The sequence below is a fragment of the Chroococcus sp. FPU101 genome, from assembly GCF_017312365.1.
Classification (GTDB): Bacteria; Cyanobacteriota; Cyanobacteriia; order Cyanobacteriales; family Microcystaceae; genus Chroococcus.
Genome location: NZ_BLJI01000009.1, coordinates 140,220 through 157,092, shown reverse-complemented (window position 1 = coordinate 157,092; position 16,873 = coordinate 140,220). Strand labels below are relative to the sequence as shown.

Annotated in this window: 19 protein-coding genes and 1 pseudogene; 13 read left to right on the top strand and 7 right to left on the bottom strand. The window is 39.0% G+C overall.

Features of this window, described 5'->3' with window-relative positions; genetic code table 11:
- The 4 genes from CFPU101_RS10995 to CFPU101_RS10980 all read right to left on the bottom strand — a co-directional run.
- A partial coding sequence (locus tag CFPU101_RS10995; protein ID WP_206815392.1) for a hypothetical protein occupies window positions 1–241 on the bottom strand: 241 nt, incomplete at its 3' end.
- Entirely contained in the window at window positions 219–416 is a 198-nt protein-coding gene (locus CFPU101_RS25550) for a hypothetical protein (protein ID WP_374191947.1), read from the bottom strand. The genes CFPU101_RS25550 and CFPU101_RS10995, both read right to left, overlap by 23 nt.
- Window positions 417–531: 115 nt before the next feature.
- A complete protein-coding gene (locus tag CFPU101_RS10985) occupies window positions 532–873 on the bottom strand; it encodes a DUF433 domain-containing protein (protein ID WP_206815391.1) in 342 nt (113 codons plus the stop codon).
- Between the two features lie 72 nt (window positions 874–945).
- A complete protein-coding gene (locus CFPU101_RS10980) occupies window positions 946–2,373 on the bottom strand; it encodes an NAD(P)/FAD-dependent oxidoreductase (protein WP_206815390.1) in 1,428 nt (475 codons plus the stop codon).
- 91 nt (window positions 2,374–2,464) lie between these two features.
- Here CFPU101_RS10980 and CFPU101_RS10975 point away from each other — a divergent pair, with 91 nt between their 5' ends.
- The 4 genes and pseudogenes from CFPU101_RS10975 to CFPU101_RS10960 all read left to right on the top strand — a co-directional run bounded on the left by CFPU101_RS10975 (window position 2,465) and on the right by CFPU101_RS10960 (window position 5,824).
- Window positions 2,465–3,358: an energy-coupling factor transporter transmembrane protein EcfT gene (locus CFPU101_RS10975; RefSeq protein WP_206815389.1), complete on the top strand. Its 894-nt coding sequence runs from the start codon at window positions 2,465–2,467 to the stop codon at window positions 3,356–3,358.
- An 18-nt stretch (window positions 3,359–3,376) separates the two neighbouring features.
- Window positions 3,377–4,020: pseudogene (locus CFPU101_RS10970) on the top strand (Uma2 family endonuclease).
- Window positions 4,021–4,033: 13 nt separating this feature from the next.
- The gene (locus tag CFPU101_RS10965; protein WP_206815388.1) at window positions 4,034–5,386 is read left to right on the top strand and encodes an anthranilate synthase component I; all 1,353 of its coding nucleotides are present in this window, start codon (window positions 4,034–4,036) and stop codon (window positions 5,384–5,386) included.
- Window positions 5,387–5,632: 246 nt separating this feature from the next.
- The gene (locus CFPU101_RS10960; protein ID WP_206815387.1) at window positions 5,633–5,824 is read left to right on the top strand and encodes a neurohypophysial hormones like protein; all 192 of its coding nucleotides are present in this window, start codon (window positions 5,633–5,635) and stop codon (window positions 5,822–5,824) included.
- A 155-nt stretch (window positions 5,825–5,979) separates the two neighbouring features.
- Here the strand turns inward: CFPU101_RS10960 and CFPU101_RS10955 are convergent, their stop codons facing one another.
- Complete coding sequence (locus CFPU101_RS10955) at window positions 5,980–6,432, bottom strand: ABA4-like family protein (RefSeq protein ID WP_206815386.1); 453 nt, start codon at window positions 6,430–6,432, stop codon at window positions 5,980–5,982.
- Between the two features lie 334 nt (window positions 6,433–6,766).
- Here CFPU101_RS10955 and pipX point away from each other — a divergent pair, with 334 nt between their 5' ends.
- The 9 genes from pipX (at window position 6,767) to CFPU101_RS10910 (ending at window position 14,813) form a co-directional block, all read left to right on the top strand.
- Window positions 6,767–7,036 carry a transcriptional coactivator PipX gene (gene pipX, locus CFPU101_RS10950; protein ID WP_206815385.1) on the top strand — a complete coding sequence of 90 codons (270 nt, stop codon included), beginning with the start codon at window positions 6,767–6,769 and terminating at the stop codon, window positions 7,034–7,036.
- A 6-nt stretch (window positions 7,037–7,042) separates the two neighbouring features.
- A complete protein-coding gene (locus tag CFPU101_RS10945; RefSeq protein ID WP_206815384.1) occupies window positions 7,043–7,708 on the top strand; it encodes a YggS family pyridoxal phosphate-dependent enzyme in 666 nt (221 codons plus the stop codon).
- A 395-nt stretch (window positions 7,709–8,103) separates the two neighbouring features.
- A complete protein-coding gene (locus CFPU101_RS10940; protein WP_206815383.1) occupies window positions 8,104–8,682 on the top strand; it encodes a cell division protein SepF in 579 nt (192 codons plus the stop codon).
- A gap of 180 nt (window positions 8,683–8,862) precedes the next feature.
- Window positions 8,863–9,666 (top strand): pyrroline-5-carboxylate reductase, encoded by an 804-nt coding sequence (proC, locus tag CFPU101_RS10935; protein ID WP_206815382.1) that lies wholly within the window; start codon window positions 8,863–8,865, stop codon window positions 9,664–9,666.
- Between the two features lie 51 nt (window positions 9,667–9,717).
- Window positions 9,718–10,719: a UDP-glucose 4-epimerase GalE gene (galE, locus tag CFPU101_RS10930; protein WP_206815381.1), complete on the top strand. Its 1,002-nt coding sequence runs from the start codon at window positions 9,718–9,720 to the stop codon at window positions 10,717–10,719.
- Window positions 10,682–10,984, top strand: coding sequence for a hypothetical protein (locus CFPU101_RS10925; protein WP_242577864.1), 303 nt, complete (start codon window positions 10,682–10,684; stop codon window positions 10,982–10,984). Before galE ends, CFPU101_RS10925 begins: the two co-directional genes overlap by 38 nt.
- A 175-nt stretch (window positions 10,985–11,159) precedes the next feature.
- Complete coding sequence (locus CFPU101_RS10920; protein ID WP_206815380.1) at window positions 11,160–12,203, top strand: SGNH/GDSL hydrolase family protein; 1,044 nt, start codon at window positions 11,160–11,162, stop codon at window positions 12,201–12,203.
- 292 nt (window positions 12,204–12,495) lie between these two features.
- On the top strand, window positions 12,496–13,518 hold the full coding sequence (locus CFPU101_RS10915) for a fatty acid desaturase (protein WP_206815379.1): 1,023 nt from the start codon (window positions 12,496–12,498) through the stop codon (window positions 13,516–13,518).
- Window positions 13,515–14,813 (top strand): glycosyltransferase, encoded by a 1,299-nt coding sequence (locus CFPU101_RS10910; protein WP_206815378.1) that lies wholly within the window; start codon window positions 13,515–13,517, stop codon window positions 14,811–14,813. The genes CFPU101_RS10915 and CFPU101_RS10910 overlap by 4 nt, the downstream gene beginning before the upstream one ends.
- On the opposite strand, the gene CFPU101_RS10905 is transcribed toward CFPU101_RS10910, so the two are convergent.
- Both CFPU101_RS10905 and CFPU101_RS10900 read right to left on the bottom strand, forming a co-directional pair.
- Window positions 14,761–15,549, bottom strand: coding sequence for a lysophospholipid acyltransferase family protein (locus tag CFPU101_RS10905; protein ID WP_206815377.1), 789 nt, complete (start codon window positions 15,547–15,549; stop codon window positions 14,761–14,763). The genes CFPU101_RS10910 and CFPU101_RS10905 overlap by 53 nt on opposite strands.
- Window positions 15,550–15,589: 40 nt before the next feature.
- Window positions 15,590–16,870 (bottom strand): glycosyltransferase, encoded by a 1,281-nt coding sequence (locus CFPU101_RS10900; RefSeq protein WP_206815376.1) that lies wholly within the window; start codon window positions 16,868–16,870, stop codon window positions 15,590–15,592.
- Window positions 16,871–16,873: the final 3 nt, after the last annotated feature.

Genomic DNA, 16,873 nt, shown 5'->3' with positions numbered 1-16,873 from the left:
GAGAAAAAGCTAAGGAGATAATATTAGTAATTAAATGTTGTTTAAGAAGTGCATCTAACTGCACTCCACGCTCAATACTTTGCCAAGTTTTTCCTTGATCGTGGCTAATATAAGGCGCATTAAATAAGGTATTTATCGCTAGTGTCTGATCATTCGCAAAATTGGACGATAGGGCGATATGGTGAATATTATTAGCGACCGAAACAGCAATATTTGTATCAAATGAATTGGTATAATTCATCTATTGCTTGCCTTGTCAGCATACGATCGTTTACAAAAAACATACTAGCCATTATTTCTTCTCTTACTAATCTTTGGTAGGCGAAGTCTGGCATAGGCGCACGATCATGAGTTAGCAAAATACGATCATTAAATGCTGCCCATTCCAAAATTTTGAGATCATCGACTTCTTGCAACCCAATATCTTGAACGCGAAGTAAGTCTAGCTGAGGTTAACGTAAAAATAGTCCTCGAACTATGTCACCATTAAAGTTTTCATCGCTCAACAATCTCAACATCAGTACGTCTATCTTAAAATTGTTGTTGAGTCAGCAAGCGAGAGCGAATCGAGACTAAATCAGGTTGAACACTTGATAGACGTTGACGCACAGATTCAGCTAACTGCTCACGCTGTTCAAGATAAACATTTATTTCATCTTGATGTTGAAGATAATAACCAATTGTTAAATAAACATCAGATAATGAAAGGGATGAGTAACGCTGAACAATAACTTCAAAAGTTGCACCATCTTGAAATGCGTGAATGACTAACTCTAGCAAAACCCTAGTACTACCAACTCGAACGGCTCCCGTCTCTTCTTCAAACACGGGAAGTTTAACATCTTGATAAATGCCTTCGATGGTTTTTAGCATAAGTTTCTTGGGTTGGGATTTCCTTCAATTCTACCAACTAACGTTAAAAGGCTAGAAGAATACGGTTAGCCCCTAAAAACTCCATTTCCTTAGCACACTAAATAAACGCGCTAAACTATTTTGTAGTGGTTGATTTTTGGCATATTTCTGTTTAGTTAATAAAAGAGCCGCTTTACTATTAACTTCCGATAAAGTGGGGTAAACATGAATTCCACCTAATGCAGAAACCGATAATTTCTGAGTCATGGCTAACACAATTTCGTGAATCAATTCCCCTGCGGATGCACCGACAATATGCCCCCCAAGAATTTCGCCATTGTTACGGGTAATTATTTTAGCAAAACCTTCGGTTGCGTTTTCAGCTTGAGCGCGATCTACATGATAAAAGTCTTGTTTTAAAATAACAATCTCATCGCCGTATTGTTCCCTTGCTTGTTGTTCAGTGAGTCCCACTCTGGCAACTTCGGGATCAGTAAAAGTAGTCCAAGGAATGACACGATAATTTGTTTTTTTGAATGGGAAAAAAAGCGCGTTTTGGATGACAATACTCGCCTCATATCCTGCTACATGAGTAAATTGATAGCCACCAATGACATCACCACAAGCATAAATCTTAGGATTAGTCGTTTGCAATTTAGAATTGACTTCAATTCCTTTTTGATTAAACTGTACCTTGGCTGCTTCTAAATTGAGTGATTCAATACTGGGTGTTCTTCCTGCTGCTACTAAAATTTCATCAGCAATAATTTGATGATCTCCTATCCATAAACATTTTTTGCTATTGTTTAAGGATACTTTTTCAATCTTGGCATTTTTAAAAATTTTAATATCTTCTTGAATAAATTGTTGTTCAACGACTTGAGCCACTTCGGGGTCTTCTTTAGATAATAATTTTTCTTGACTTCCAATAAGAGTAACTTGAGTGCCTAAACGTTGAAAAGCTTGTCCTAACTCGCATCCAATTGGCCCCGTACCAATAATTGCTAAAGATTTAGGTTGCTGAGATAGCGTAAAAACTTGTTCATTGGTGAGATATCCAACATCTTCTAAATCTTTAATGGCTGGAATCTTAGCACGAGAACCCGTCGCAATCACAAAAGCTCTAGCCGTTAATTTCTGCTGATTAACTAAAAAAGTTTTAGGATCGATAAATTGACCTTCACCAAAGATTACATTAACCCCTAAACCGCGAAAACGTATCTGTGAATCATTTGGTTCTATGGCTTTGATGACATCTTGAACATAATCAATTGTTTTCGGGAAATCAATTTGGGGAGGTTGCGTATAAATACCGAAGCGATCGCTATGTTTAACTTGATAAGCTATTCTAGAGGCTTGAATGAGTGACTTACTCGGTACACAGCCAAACCAGAGACAGTCACCACCAAGCCGATGCTTTTCAACCAAAGCAACTTTAGCCTTAAGTTGAGCCGCCGCACTCGCTACCACTAACCCTGCTGAACCCCCGCCTATTACTACTAAATCGTATTCGACTGTCATAAGTACCTTTAATATTGGAGTAAGATGGAAAAAGTGAAAAAAACGGCTGAGAACTAGAGGGCAAAATTCTTTTTCATAGAAAGGTTTTTAAATGGATTTACTGCGATCGCTCCCCATCGGACTTTACTTAGAAAAACCCATCACCTGGCTTCATCAACTCGATCCAAGAGTTAAACTGATTTGGTTGATGACTTTTTTGGCTGCACCCTTGTTAGCAAATCCTTGGTGGCGTTTGGGGATAGTTGGTATTTTGATCTTATTAACCTTACTAACCGCTATCCCGTTACGAGTCTGGCGGCAACAAATGGGTTGGTTATTTTTCCTTGCGGTTGTCGTCTTGATCCTAACGTCTTTTACACCAGATGGATTAGCCGTTAACTCTCAACCTAGAATACCTGATTCTGATTTATCTTTACCCCCCGCGAGTGATTATCAATATGTTTTGTTTCAAGGTAAATTATTAAACAGATCCCCATTAGTAGTAACACGGCGTTCACTAGAATTAGGTGTTAGGGTTAGTACTTTAATTTTTACACTGATCTACAGTACGAATCTTTATCTATTAACCACCGCACCCGAAGAAATCACATCAGGATTAGATCGCTTGATGACTCCTCTACGACGTTTTAAACTGCCTGTGACAGAAATTGTACTAACTTTAACTTTATCTTTGCGGTTTATTCCTCTGGTTTTAGAAGAAGTGCAAAACTTAATACGTTCAATTCGGACTCGTGCAATTAATTGGCAAAAATTAGGCATTAAACGCAGTTTACAAATTTGGTTGATGGTGGTTGAAAAACTATTAGAAAATTTATTATTACGAGCCGAACAAATTGCTACAGCAATGGATGTTCGAGGTTTTACGAGTCCCAATGAACATCAAGTACAATGGAATCAGTTACGCTTCAGACAGCGCGATTGGTTTGCTTTAGGTGCATTGATTCCCTTTTGGTGTGCTAGAGCTATTTGGGGTGGTATGAGCTAGATATAGGGAGTAAGAACAATGGTTTTAACTCAAGAGACTGATACAGGTTTGCCGTTGGTTGTACAGTTTCATCCCGTAATTAACATGACGGAAGATGAATTTTTCGAGTTTTGTCAGATTAATCGTGATTTACGGATTGAGCGAACAGCAGAAGGAAAAATGATTATTATGCCACCCGTTTATACAGAATCTGGCGGACAAAATTTTAATTTAATTGCACAACTGGGAATCTGGGTTAAACACGATGGTACAGGTAAAGGATTTGACTCTAGTACGGGTTTTACTTTACCCAATGGTGCAGTGCGTTCACCTGATGCGTCATGGATTAAAAAAGAACGTTGGGAAGCAATCGCCCCAGAACAACGCAAAAAGTTTGCCCCCATTTGTCCCGATTTTGTTGTCGAGTTGAGATCTCAAAGTAATAGTTCAAAAGTACCATAAAAAAGATGCAAGACTGTATTGACAATGGCGCATTTTTATGCAATTTGATTGACCTCTCCCCGCCTTCGGCACCCCTCTCCTGTAGCAGAGGGGATGGGGGTGAGGTTGTTTATATTTATCGTCCTGATGCAGAGGTTATTTGTTTAAATAATCCTCAAACTATCAGTGGTGATCCAGCTTTAGCGGAATTTGTCTTAGATTTAAGCGAAATTTGGGATTAATAATTAATTTTTTATGGTTTCTCAATGGTATTGGCACTCGCTTCCTCTTGCTCATCGTACGGGTTCAGATATTTTTGAACGACTCTACAACAAAGAAAGCATTGCCACTCTTTTAGAAAGTCCCTATCCGACTCCAACAGATTACCCTTATCTTTGTCGCTATTCGATTTGTGCAGGTGCGCCGCGTCAGTTGTGGACTCCCAAAATCGGAGAAATTTTGCCTTTTTTAAATCACTTATTATCGTCTAGTACCATTTCCTCCTCATTACCTGACCATTTACCCTTTACTGGAGGTTGGTTAGGTTGGTTAGGTTATGATTTGGCTTGGGAAATCGAAAAATTACCGAAACAAAATCGAGATCCTCTGCCGTTTCCTGTCGCTTATTGGTATGAACCCGAAACCTTTGCCGTTTTGGATCACAAAGAACAAAAACTCTGGTTAGCTGCTTCTCAAGCAACCGATTTAGATCGTTTAGAATCGCTTTTAGAACAAGATCCATCACCCCAGTTCAAAAATACGATCGCATCACCGCCGATTACATTTTGTACTGATCAAGCAGACTACGAAGCCTCCGTTAGACACGCCCTAAAATACATTAAAGCAGGTGATATCTTTCAAACCAATCTTTCTCTACGGTTTACGACGATTACTCATAGGGATAGTTGGCAGATTTATCGGACGTTACAAAAGATTAATCCTTCTCCGTTTGCCAGTTATTGGCGTACTCCTTGGGGTGTGGTGGTGAGTTGTTCCCCCGAACGATTAGTCCAACTAGACCATCAAAAAGCTCAAACCCGTCCCATTGCTGGAACAAGACCACGTGGAATAACTCTAGAAGCCGATCAAAAGTTTGCCGAGGAATTAAAGGCAAATGTTAAAGAACAGGCTGAACATATTATGTTAGTCGATTTAGAACGCAATGACTTAGGGCGCGTTTGTCAATGGGGTTCGGTTCAAGTCGATGAATTACTCACTATCGAACGTTATAGTCATGTCATGCACTTAGTGAGTAATATTAGTGGAGTGTTGCGCACTAAGTACAATAGTATTGATGTAATTCGATCATTATTCCCTGGGGGAACAATTACAGGTTGTCCGAAAGTCCGATGTATGGAGATTATCGAAGAATTAGAACCTGTTAGCCGTAGTTTGTTTTATGGTTCCTGTGGTTATCTAGACAAGCGCGGTCATTTAGATCTAAATATTCTCATTCGGACGTTATTACTTACCAAAGAAAAGGATTTCTATCAGGTGTGGGGACAAGTCGGGGCGGGGATTGTAGCCGATAGCGATCCTGAGCGAGAATGGTATGAATCCCTCAATAAGGCAGAAGCGCAACTAGCCGCCCTTAGACTGTCTCTTTAGGGGTTAGCTCTGAAGTAGTAAAATTGAGAACTATACTGGGAATCTGCTTTTAGGTTGAAGAATCTTAAATCGCGTTTCCCATAAAATGAAGGAAAGTTAAGCAAGACAGACAAGCAAAAGATCTGACTAATAGCACTTACTTTTTCAGCTAACCACAGAAGCTTCTAATTTGTCTTTTCTAGCTTCGGTGAGTAAATAAAAAATCTTTACACTAATTGATTCATCTGTAAATTAGGAGAGCAGCAAATGAGGAAAAAATTGTTAATTTTTTCAATTGTTTTAGGTTTAACCACTATGCTAGGGGCTTGTCAATCGCCAATCAATAACCGACCTCAAGAAGAGTATCGCAGACAGAATACTGATCAGCAAGATGATGGAGATGAACGAGAAGAGGGAGATAAACGGCGCGATGATGAGGATGATGACCAAGATGATTAAAGCAGTTAGAGCCGCAATTTAGGTTAAAACCGTCATAAATTATCGGTTACTATCGGGGTTGAACTCGGATGAACGCACCATAATGTTAATCCCGATATTTACATCAGTCGATATACAGCGATCGCTATATCGAGCAATTGCACAAGACCAACTTGCTAGCTTTCAACTGTCTCTTTAGGCGTTAAATCTGAAGGAATTTGTTTAGTGAGCCAACTCGTTAGAATATGAGATAGTAAACCAATCGGCCCCGCAAATAAACAGAGAATTAAAGAATGAATTGTCCAAATTCCTGTTTTTTGTCCCTCCCAATAAATCCACCTACCCACAAAGAGATCCATCACTAAAAAATGAGTCCATCCTGTAGCGGCTACTTTTTCATCGGCAAACAAACGAGCAATGTCTGCTAATTGGGGGTTAGAAAAGGCTTCGGCTGATTCGGGGGTTAGAGAATTGATAAATAAATAAATGTACAATCCTGCTAAAGCAACAAAGGGCAAATAAGATTCCATCACTTTTCTGGTCACTCCCCAATTCGGTAGCAGGATCATTAATGCCCAAAAAGGCAACACAAAAAGGTTAGAGACGCTAAATAATAAAGATGTTGTCATAGCTCAGTTTTCTTTTAGTATATCGTCGTACAGCTTAACATTACTTTACATTTTTACCTCTTTGATGACCACAATCTTTTTACTGATTTTCCAACTCAAAATAGAGGAAAAATTAGCCACCATAAGTGAACCGAAATAAGATAATCTAGATTGGTCGTGTAGATGTTAAGCGATTGTCTAGGCTTAATTCTAGGCTTTACTAGATATTAATTTAGTCAAAACAAAGCTTAATTATTTCATCAATTCCTGACATTTAGGAATTCTTGCTTTCTTTAATCATTTATTCTTCCATAATCCCCGATTGCAGTGGGGGAATGAGCGTGTGTAACCCCTAATGAGTACAGAAATCTATCTTAATCACCCAACTTTTGGTTTACTATACAGAGTATGCGTCATTGATGAGACTCAAGAAATCTTTACAACTCTTTATGCTCAACGTCTTTTCTTTTTGGTCAAAACACAGTCAGAATCAATCTCATTTGACCCGATTAGTCGTTCTGATGCACGTTTGTTAGTCGAGAGTCGTCTACGCCAGTTACGTCGAGACAATTCGACGGCCGATTACACTACTTTGTATGCGACTTATCAGCGCACATTCCAGTAAGTTCTCATGACTATTAGCCAACGGATTGAAAAGATTCGTCAATCTCTTCCTGTTAATGTCCGTTTAATTGCGGTTAGTAAACAAGTTTCTGCGGCAGCCATTCGGGAAGCCTATCAAGCAGGAATTCGTGATTTTGGGGAAAGTCGCTTACAAGAAATGATCCCCAAACAAGAACAACTTAAAGACCTACCCGATATCTGTTGGCATTTTATCGGACATTTACAGGCAAATAAAGCTAAAAAAGTCTTAGAACATTTTCAATGGCTTCACTCGGTTGATAATCTATCCCTAGCGCAACGCTTGAATCGCTTGGCGACTGAGATGGAACTTTCTCCCCAAGTTTGTTTACAGGTTAAGATTGTTAACGATCCCAATAAGTATGGCTGGGAGATTGCGGAATTACTGCAAGACCTATCCGCTTTAGAGCAATGTCAGCAACTCAAAATTCAGGGTTTGATGACAATTCTTCCTGTGGGTTTGTCGGAGTCGGAACAACTGGACGTTTTTTATAAAACAAATGAACTGGCTCAAAAAATTAGCCAGCGATCTCGCTTATCAATTACTGAGTTATCGATGGGAATGTCTAATGATTATCATTTAGCCATCCAAGCAGGTGCCACAATGATTCGCCTTGGTACGATTCTTTTCGGTGAACGAGCGTTGTTAAAATAACCTAAATTTCTAAGCTTTTTAAACTACTTTCACGTTTGCTCATGATCATAGGCTTTTTCTATCAATTTAAAAAGGCCTATAAGTATACTATGTTTCTTGATTTGAAAAAATTAAGAAAATATTTTTGAGTTTTTGGTCTTTGTATCCTAAAATATCAGGTGAAATTACTGATTAAAAATCTAAATTTCTTTAGGGAACTAAACAATCTCTTTGTGCGACTAAAGGTAAAAATTATTTAGTCTTTTTGCATCTATATTCTTACTTGTTTTATTTAGTTCAATTGTACTAAATAACTAGACAAAAAGCAAGAAAAAGCACTAAACTTCGATATTGTTTTTGGCGTATTTCAACGCTAGGCTTAAACTTAAAACTGAAGTTTGAAGGATCATCTAACTGTGGCTAACCTCTTTAACAAATTCAAAGATTTTGTCGGCATCTCTGAGCCTGATGAGTATGAAACCGACTATCCAAATAATAACAAGTGGCAACATCAAGACTCCGAAGAGGATGAAGACGTAGAGCCTGCTAAACCAGAACCCACCCCTTATCGCCGTCCTCATAGCACTATGAATTTCACCCCCGAAACCCCTTTAGGAACGAATAGAAATAATGTGATTGGTATGCCTGGAATTAATACTGGTAATGCAGAAGTTGTAGTCATTGAACCTCATACCTTTGATGAAATGCCGCAAGTCATTCAAACGCTCAAAGATCGTAAGTCAGTGGTTCTTAACCTCAACGCGATGGACGCAGAAGAAGCTCAAAGAGCAGTAGATTTCGTGGCGGGTGGAACTTATGCTATTGATGGACATCAAGAGCGAATCGGTGAAAGCATTTTTCTTTTTACCCCTAATTGCGTTAAAGTCAGTACTCTAGGTGGCTCACTTCATGATCTAGGTGACACCCATAAGATTAAGGCTCGTTCGACCTCTACTTCCTCTTGGGGTGCTGATGTGAATCGGATTGCTCAATAGTTTTGTAGACTGATGAGGGCATAAAAATTTAGAGCATCGTGCCGTCGTGTGGCATTAATTCTAATTTTTACGCTCCTCATCAATTTTTTTGAACCCTTTAATTTTTCTAGCTCTAATGACTCGCAATCTAAGATAGATTGGAGAACGGCAGACTATCAATGACTCGTCAAGGAAGTTTAGGTGACTATAACATTAGGAATTATTGGCGGGGGTGTGATGGCAGAAGCGATTCTCTCTCGATTGCTCACTGAAAAAATTTATGATCCCACAAACATATTAGTTAGTGAACCGCAACAACAACGACAAGAATTTTTACAACAAAACTATCAAGTTAATGTCACATCGGATAATGCTTCGGTAGCCTCAGCCGCCGAAGTGATTCTACTTGCCATCAAACCGCAAATCCTATCAATTGTCTTAGGTGATTTATCTGGAATATCATCCTCTACCTTGATCATCTCGATTTTAGCGGGGATTCCTCTTCAACGTTTAGAATCCTCTTTTCCCACTAATCCCATTATTCGAGTCATGCCGAATACACCCGCTACCGTCGGCGCAGGAATGACAGCGATCGCAACTGGAAAACAAGTTCAATCTCATCACTTGGACTTGACAAAAAAAATGTTTTGTGCAGTAGGAAAAGTAGTAGAAGTGTCCGAAACCCTGATGGATGCTGTGACTGGATTATCAGGATCAGGGCCAGCTTTTGTGGCGATGATGATCGAAGCCTTAGCCGATGGGGGTGTAGCGGCAGGACTGCCTAGAGCGATCGCATCGGAATTAGCCCTACAAACTGTTCTTGGAACTGCTCAACTGATACAGACAACAAAGATACATCCTGCTCAACTCAAAGATCAAGTCACAAGTCCAGGTGGAACGACGATCGCTGGCGTTGCTCAACTCGAACTCCAGGGCTTTCGTTCTGCAATAATTGAAGCGGTTAAGGCGGCTTACAAACGTTCTGTAGAACTAGGACAACGGTAAAACCAATAGAATATAAATAATAAGTGATCGAATTGTTTTTAAGGAGTGCAAATGGAAGGGGAAAAACCGACTATTCTAGTAACAGGTGGTGCGGGTTATATTGGTTCTCATGCCGTTCATGCCTTATGTCGCGCTGGCTACTCGGTAATTGTACTTGATAATTTATCCTATGGTCATCCCGAAATTGTTAAGGATGTCTTAAAAGTAGAATTAATCGTCGGAGATACTCGCGATCGCAATTTACTTGATCAGATTTTTGCCACACACAACATTGCTGCGGTGATGCACTTTGCGGCTTTTATTGCAGTAGGGGAGTCCGTTACAGAACCAGCCAAATACTATCATAATAACGTCGTCGGTACTCTCAACCTATTAGAAGCCATGTTAGCCGCCGAGATCAAGAAATTTGTTTTTTCTTCGACTTGTGCTATTTATGGAATGCCCAAAGAAATACCCATGACTGAAACGCATCCCAAAGATCCCCTCAGTCCCTATGCGGCTAGTAAAAATATGGTAGAGCAAATCTTAACTGATTTTGATCACGCTTATGGATTAAAATCAGTTGCCTTTAGATACTTTAATGCTTCTGGGGCTGATCCAAGGGGGCTATTAGGAGAAGATCACGATCCTGAAACCCATTTAATCCCCCTAACGTTATTAGCTGCATTGGGTAAACGGGATTCGCTTAAAATATTTGGTACAGATTATGAAACACCCGATGGTACAGCAATTCGAGATTATATTCACGTTTGCGACTTAGCTGATGCTCATATCTTAGGATTGGAATATTTATTAAAAGGTGAAAATAGTGAAGTTTTTAATTTAGGGAATGGCAACGGTTTTTCAGTCAAAGAAGTCATAGAAACTGCCCAACAAGTGACTGGAGTTGAAATACCAGTTGTTGAAGTCGAGCGTCGTGCTGGAGATGCACCGATTTTGATTGGTAGTAGCGCAAAAGCAAAAAGAATTTTAGGTTGGAATCCACAATACGCGGATTTAGCTATGATTATTAATCATGCTTGGAATTGGCATCAAAAACGTCATGGAAGTTAGAGATGATTTGTCTCGTTTAACCTTAATTGTTGTTCAGATGGGAGAAGCTGTTATCACCACGACTGAAACCGTCGAAAAATTAGCTCAAAAAGTTGATGCGATCGCTCTTGCACTTCAAACCCAAAGTCATCATGTTCAGCAACAAAGTTATCAAATATTTGCTCTTAGTGATGCTTTGCAAACTTTAATTGATCATCAAGCCGAATCGAAAAAGCAAATTGATCAACTTATTGAAGCTTTGCAAAGTTTTGTCATCAATGTTTAAATAACTTAATAAAGCTAGAAGTCTCTTCCTGACCTGTTTTGGTAACTTTTTTCTAAATAATCTGAAGCTACTCTTCGATAAATTAGTGATTGACTCAGTAAATTTTCGTAATTAGATTTACTTAAGATGTTATTATTATTGATCACTTTTTTGCTCAGAGCAGGAAAGGCTGAAAATGAAACAACCCATTCTAGTCATCGGTATCTGTCTCTTATCAGGTTTAGTCCCAACCACCGTTAGAGCCAGTCAACTCCCTTCAGTAACAACCTATAGCGATGTTTATACGGTTGGTGATAGTCTTGTCGATCCAGGTAACGTATATCAACTGATTGGGATTCCTGCAAGTCCCCCCTATTATGAGGGAAGATTCAGTAATGGGCCAGTCTGGGCGGAGTTATTACCAGAAAGACTCGGTTTAACCTATAATCCAAGTAATAATTTTGCTTATGGTGGCTCTGGTGCAGGTGATTTTCATCCGACGGGTTTACCATTAGGTGCAAGACAGCAAGTAACGAGCTTAATTGGTTCTGATGGCGTAGTCGATCCAAATGCTTTGTATATTATTTCTACAGGCTCAAACGATTTAAGAACAAATACCGATATACCTAACACAGTGAATAATATTCTTGAATCCGTCAATCGTCTTAGTGATGCGGGAGCAAAAAATTTCTTAGTGGTTGGTGTACCCAATTTTGCAAGACTTCCTGCTAGTTCTGGTCGTCCACGCTTAGAATTGAGAGCTTTGAGACAACTTTCAGCATCCCATAATCGTCTTTTAAAATCTAGTCTCAACGAAGCTTCTAGATCCCTTGATCTCGAAATTGATTTTTTGAATTTACAATCGGCTTTTAATCAAATCAGTCGCCGTCCACAAGCATATGGATTAGATAATATATCTGATGCTTGTATTAACATAGATGTCAGTAATATTCCTGATCCTTTACCCGAAATGTGTTCTAATCCTGATCGTTATCTATTTTGGGATAATGTTCATCCGAGTCGAAAAGGTCATCAACTTATAACCGAAGCTGCCTTAGTTAGTTTAGGTTATCAGAAAAAAATTAAACGTGTTTCTAAAGATGATCATTCAATCAAAGAGTCTTCAGTTAGTTTAAGGGATCAAGATAATATTCAAAGCGTCCCTGAAAGTTCTTTGAAATTTGGAATTTTGTTAAGTGGTGCTGTTGTTTATTTAACTTTACGAAAAAAGAAAAATTAGTTAAAAAACGAGCAATAATATCTTGAGCGCAAAATCAGATCAGAGTTTTTAGGGAAAGCAGTGATCATGTTTACTAAAAAAATTCCTAGTTTTTAGGGAACTCGATTCGTTTAAGAAAACTTATAATAATCTTAAGACTTTGTGTTTTCCCTTGTTCAAAAAAACTAAATAGTTATCATACCTAAGTACTGGAGTAGTAACTAAATCTATAATTTTTGTGAACTATAGTGAAATAAGCTTCAAATTTGGTATGGTCAATCCATTCTTCTAAAAAATGTATAACAACATTTCAATGAAAAGTCAAGTAGCCGAAATAAATATTAATCAATTTCCAGAGGATCGGGAATGGATTAAAGATTTATTGACACCCCAAAAAGCGATTTTCTGGTCTGATCTTCTTCTAAGTGCTTCGGTTGGCTGGATGGCTTTTATTATTGCTTATCTCGTCACACCCTTGTCTTGGCAGCAAGGTATTGCAGTTATCATAGCAGCGATCGCTTTTTATCGTGCTTTAGTGTTTATTCATGAGCTAACCCATCTCAAAGAAAACGCAATACCAAAGTTTAAGTTATGTTGGAATCTTTTGGTAGGAATACCACTTTTACTTCCTTCCTTTACTTATACTGGAGTACACGCAGATCATCATCGCCTGTCAACTTATGGCACAGAGCAAGACCCAGAATATCGACCATTTGCAGGTAAAAAAGGAGAAATTCTCTTTTTTGTAGCTCATAGTTTTTTACTCCCAGGTTTATTAACCTTGCGATTTTTAGTCCTTGCTCCAATTGGACTTTTTATACCTTCTTTACATCATCTGCTAGAACGTCATGCCTCATCTCTTTCGATGAATCTAGCCTATTGTCGTAAGGTAAATGACGTAGAACGAAGCGAAATCAAAATAACAGAGATTATTCTACTAAGCATTTGGTCAATTCCCATTAGTTTAGCCGCATTGGGAATTTTATCTTGGCGCATTTTTGTTATTTGGTATGTCATGATGGCTTTGATTATGTGTACAAATACCCTACGGACTTTGGGCGCACATCGTTATGGCAGTGACGGAACTTCAATGAATTTAGAGCAGCAGTTACAAGACTCTGTAGATACACCTGGTGAGTTTTGGACAGTTTTGTGGGCCCCCGTCGGACTGCGTTATCATGCTCTACATCACTACTTTCCGAGTATGCCTTATCATAATCTACCTGTCGCTTATCAACGTTTAAGCCAAAATTTTTCTCCCCAAACCACCAGTTCTAGTCTTTGGTCTTCTTTAAAACAGTTGTGGAATGAGCAACCCAGAGGACAAATAAAATGACTCACTTTGGTATTATTTGCCCTCCCGTCTCAGGTCACATCAATCCAATGGCCGCATTAGGACGAGAATTAATACAGCGTGGACATCGCGTTACTGTTTTCCAACTCCCCGACGTGGCAGCGAAAATCATTACAGAAGGGTTAGAGTATCGTCCCATTGGTCAATCTGATCATTTAATAGGTTCGCTTCCAGAATCAATTACTCAATTAGGAAAACTCAGTGGTTTAGCCGCGCTACGGTTTGCCCTTCAAGCAATCGAAAAAACAACAAATGCTGTTTGTCGTGATGCACCACAAGCCATACAAGCTCAGGGAATTGAGGCTTTATTAGTCGATCAAACGGAACCTGCGGGAGCCACTGTAGCCGATTATTTAGATCTTCCTTTTGTCACGATTTGTTGTGCCATGAACATTAATCGTGAGCCGACTATTCCGCCGATTTTTACGGCTTGGCCCTATCAAACTAACCCTCTAGCTTGTTTACGGAATCAATTCGGTTATGCTTTATTTGATTGGCTCACACAACCCGTCCAAAAGGTGATTGCTCGATATCGACAACAGTGGCAGCTAAAGTCATATCAACATTATGATGATTCTTTCTCCCGATTAGCACAAATTAGTCAGCAACCGCCCGCATTTGATTTCAAAAGAAAAGCACTCCCTAAAAATTTTTACTATACAGGCCCGTTTCGTTCTCCTTCACCTCAAATGATCCCATTTCCCTATGAAAAATTAACGGGGCAACCTTTGATTTATGCCTCTCTGGGAACACAACAAAATACAAAAGCCGAATTATTTCATCAAATTGCGGCTGCTTGTGAGGGTTTAGAGGTTCAACTGGTGATCTCGCATGGTGGGGGAATGGATGAAGCATCGATTCAACAATTAGCGGGTTCTCCTTTGGTGGTATCTTATGCACCGCAATATGAATTATTAGCTAAGGCTCAATTAACGATTACTCACGCAGGATTAAATACTGTTTTGGATTCTCTCACTCATGGGGTGCCTTTGGTAGCGATTCCAATTACCTACGAACAACCTGCGATCGCCTCACGTCTTCAATGGCTAAATGTAGGCGAAGTGATCCCACTCAATCAAGTTAGTATTCCTAAACTTAAAAATAAGATTGAGCAAGTTTTGACGAATGATATTTATCGACAAAATGCAGCTAAATTAAAAACTTCAATTCAGCAAGCAGGAGGGGTGAAACGGGCTGCTGAGATTATTGAGCAAGTCATTGATATCAACTATTCTCTGATGGATAAATTTTACAATATTCCTGCTCAAGCCGATTAATAATTTGAGGTATATCTTGATTTTCTAAAGCTAATTCTGAAATATTGAGCGGCGTATGAAACGTAACTTCTACCGTTTTAGGCTTAAAAAATAAACGTCTTAAGCTAGGTTTAAAGATTCGATATTCATCTACACGAGTGATTCCTTTAATTTGGGTTAGAATAATTTCAGCATTAGGATTCCTAATTTGCTTGAGTAAGTGACCGACTCCAGGTTTCCAATGTCCTCCTTCATTCATTTCACCTGTTGGAAAAATAATTACTGAGGCTCCTTGGGATATTAGTTCGGCTGCTGTTGCGATCGTCTGGCGGTTTTTTTGCATTGCTTCTTCTCTGCTTAGATTACCTTCTAGCGAAACGCAATATGAATAAAAAATTTGATCGATTATATTGTTAAATTTTTGAGGTTTTCCCGAAAAGTAAACTGGTAAAATATCATCCGCAAAACTTTTCGGCAGAGTTTTTTTCGAGGCATATAGCGAAATAACATAATTATTTTTGGACAACAGACTTTTGATTATAGCGATATCCAAACCCCCAATGTGATTAGAAATAATTAACTGAGGATTTGTGCTATTAATTGTGCCTTGTTGCACAACTTGTAAGTTTAAATTGGTTAAAGAGAATTGAGACGCTTTCTGTAGCCCATCCAACTCGGCAATTTTGTTAAACTGCTCATTCCCTTTAAAATCAAAAGGACTAAAAAAGTTGACAATATTACTGAAAAATTTCATCATAATCGTACTTTAATCCGCTAAAAATCTTTCAACTCAAATTTTAGGGACAACAAATAGGTTGACCAGTAGTGATAACCTGTTCTATTAAATCCGCAGCACGAATCACACCACCAGACTGATGAATTGATGTTTTAAGTTTAATCGCATTTTGGTGATAGGAATTATCAGTGAGAACTTTTTTAATGGCTTGATGAAGTTTAGGAATCGTTAATTGAGATAAAGGAATAACTTCTCCAGCCTTAAGCCAACTGATGCGAGATGCAGTTGCGGGTTGATCCATCGTCATTGGGAGAGCTACCACAGGTACACCATAACTGAAAGATTCCAAAACGGTATTGAAACCAGCATGAGTAATCACTAAACTGGCTTGAGATAAAATTTGATTAAGTTCCTCCTGTGGAAGATATTCGACGACTTTTGGGTTGCCTGGGAGATTAGCATACTCGGTTACTCGACTTCCACCACCTAGAGAAATGATCAGTTGAACATCCAGATTGGCACAAGCCGCCGCAATATTTTCAAAGATTTCTGGTTTACGATTATGAAGTGTACCTAAAGAAGCATAAATTAGAGGAATTTGAGTCTGTTTTAGCTCTGCTAAACTGTTCTCATCAAGGGCAAAATTGCGAAATGGGCCAACATAATGAAAACACTTAGGTAAAGATCGACGAGGAAAGTCAAATGCAGGGGGTTGCTGACTAATTTGAGCTAGTTGAGAAAAGGTATCATCTGGAGTCCTAATTGGAGATAATTGCCATTGTCGTCGATACTGATTGATAGCTTGATTAATGGGTCGGATAATTTGATCGAAAAGCGCATATCCTAACTGATTTCGCAACGAAGACCACCCAGAGTGATGATAATGCCAAGGAGTAAAAACGGGTGGTATTCCTGGCTCTCGGTTTAAAGCCAGAGAACTACAGATAGTTACAAAAGGAATTCCTAAAGCTTCGGCTACAGTGCTGCCCGCAGGTTCGTTTTGATCGACTAATAAAAGCTCAATGTTTTCCTTTTTTAGAACAGCAGGTGCCTCTCGACAAATCATTTCAGCCAACTTTTGTCCACATTGCAATGTAAAACGCAGTTCTGCTAGACCCCTTAATTGACTAAGTTGGTCGAAATAGTTTTTCATCGCACCAACAGGATAGTCTACTTGTCCAATGCTTTGAAAGTTAAATCCCGCCTCTCGTATCTTGGATTCAATATCTGGTACATGAACGAATGTGATGCAGTGTCCTCTAATTTTTAATTCCTGCCCCAAGGCGATTAAAGGATTTAGATGACCCGAAATAGGAGGACAAATAATCCCAATCTTTGTCATAGC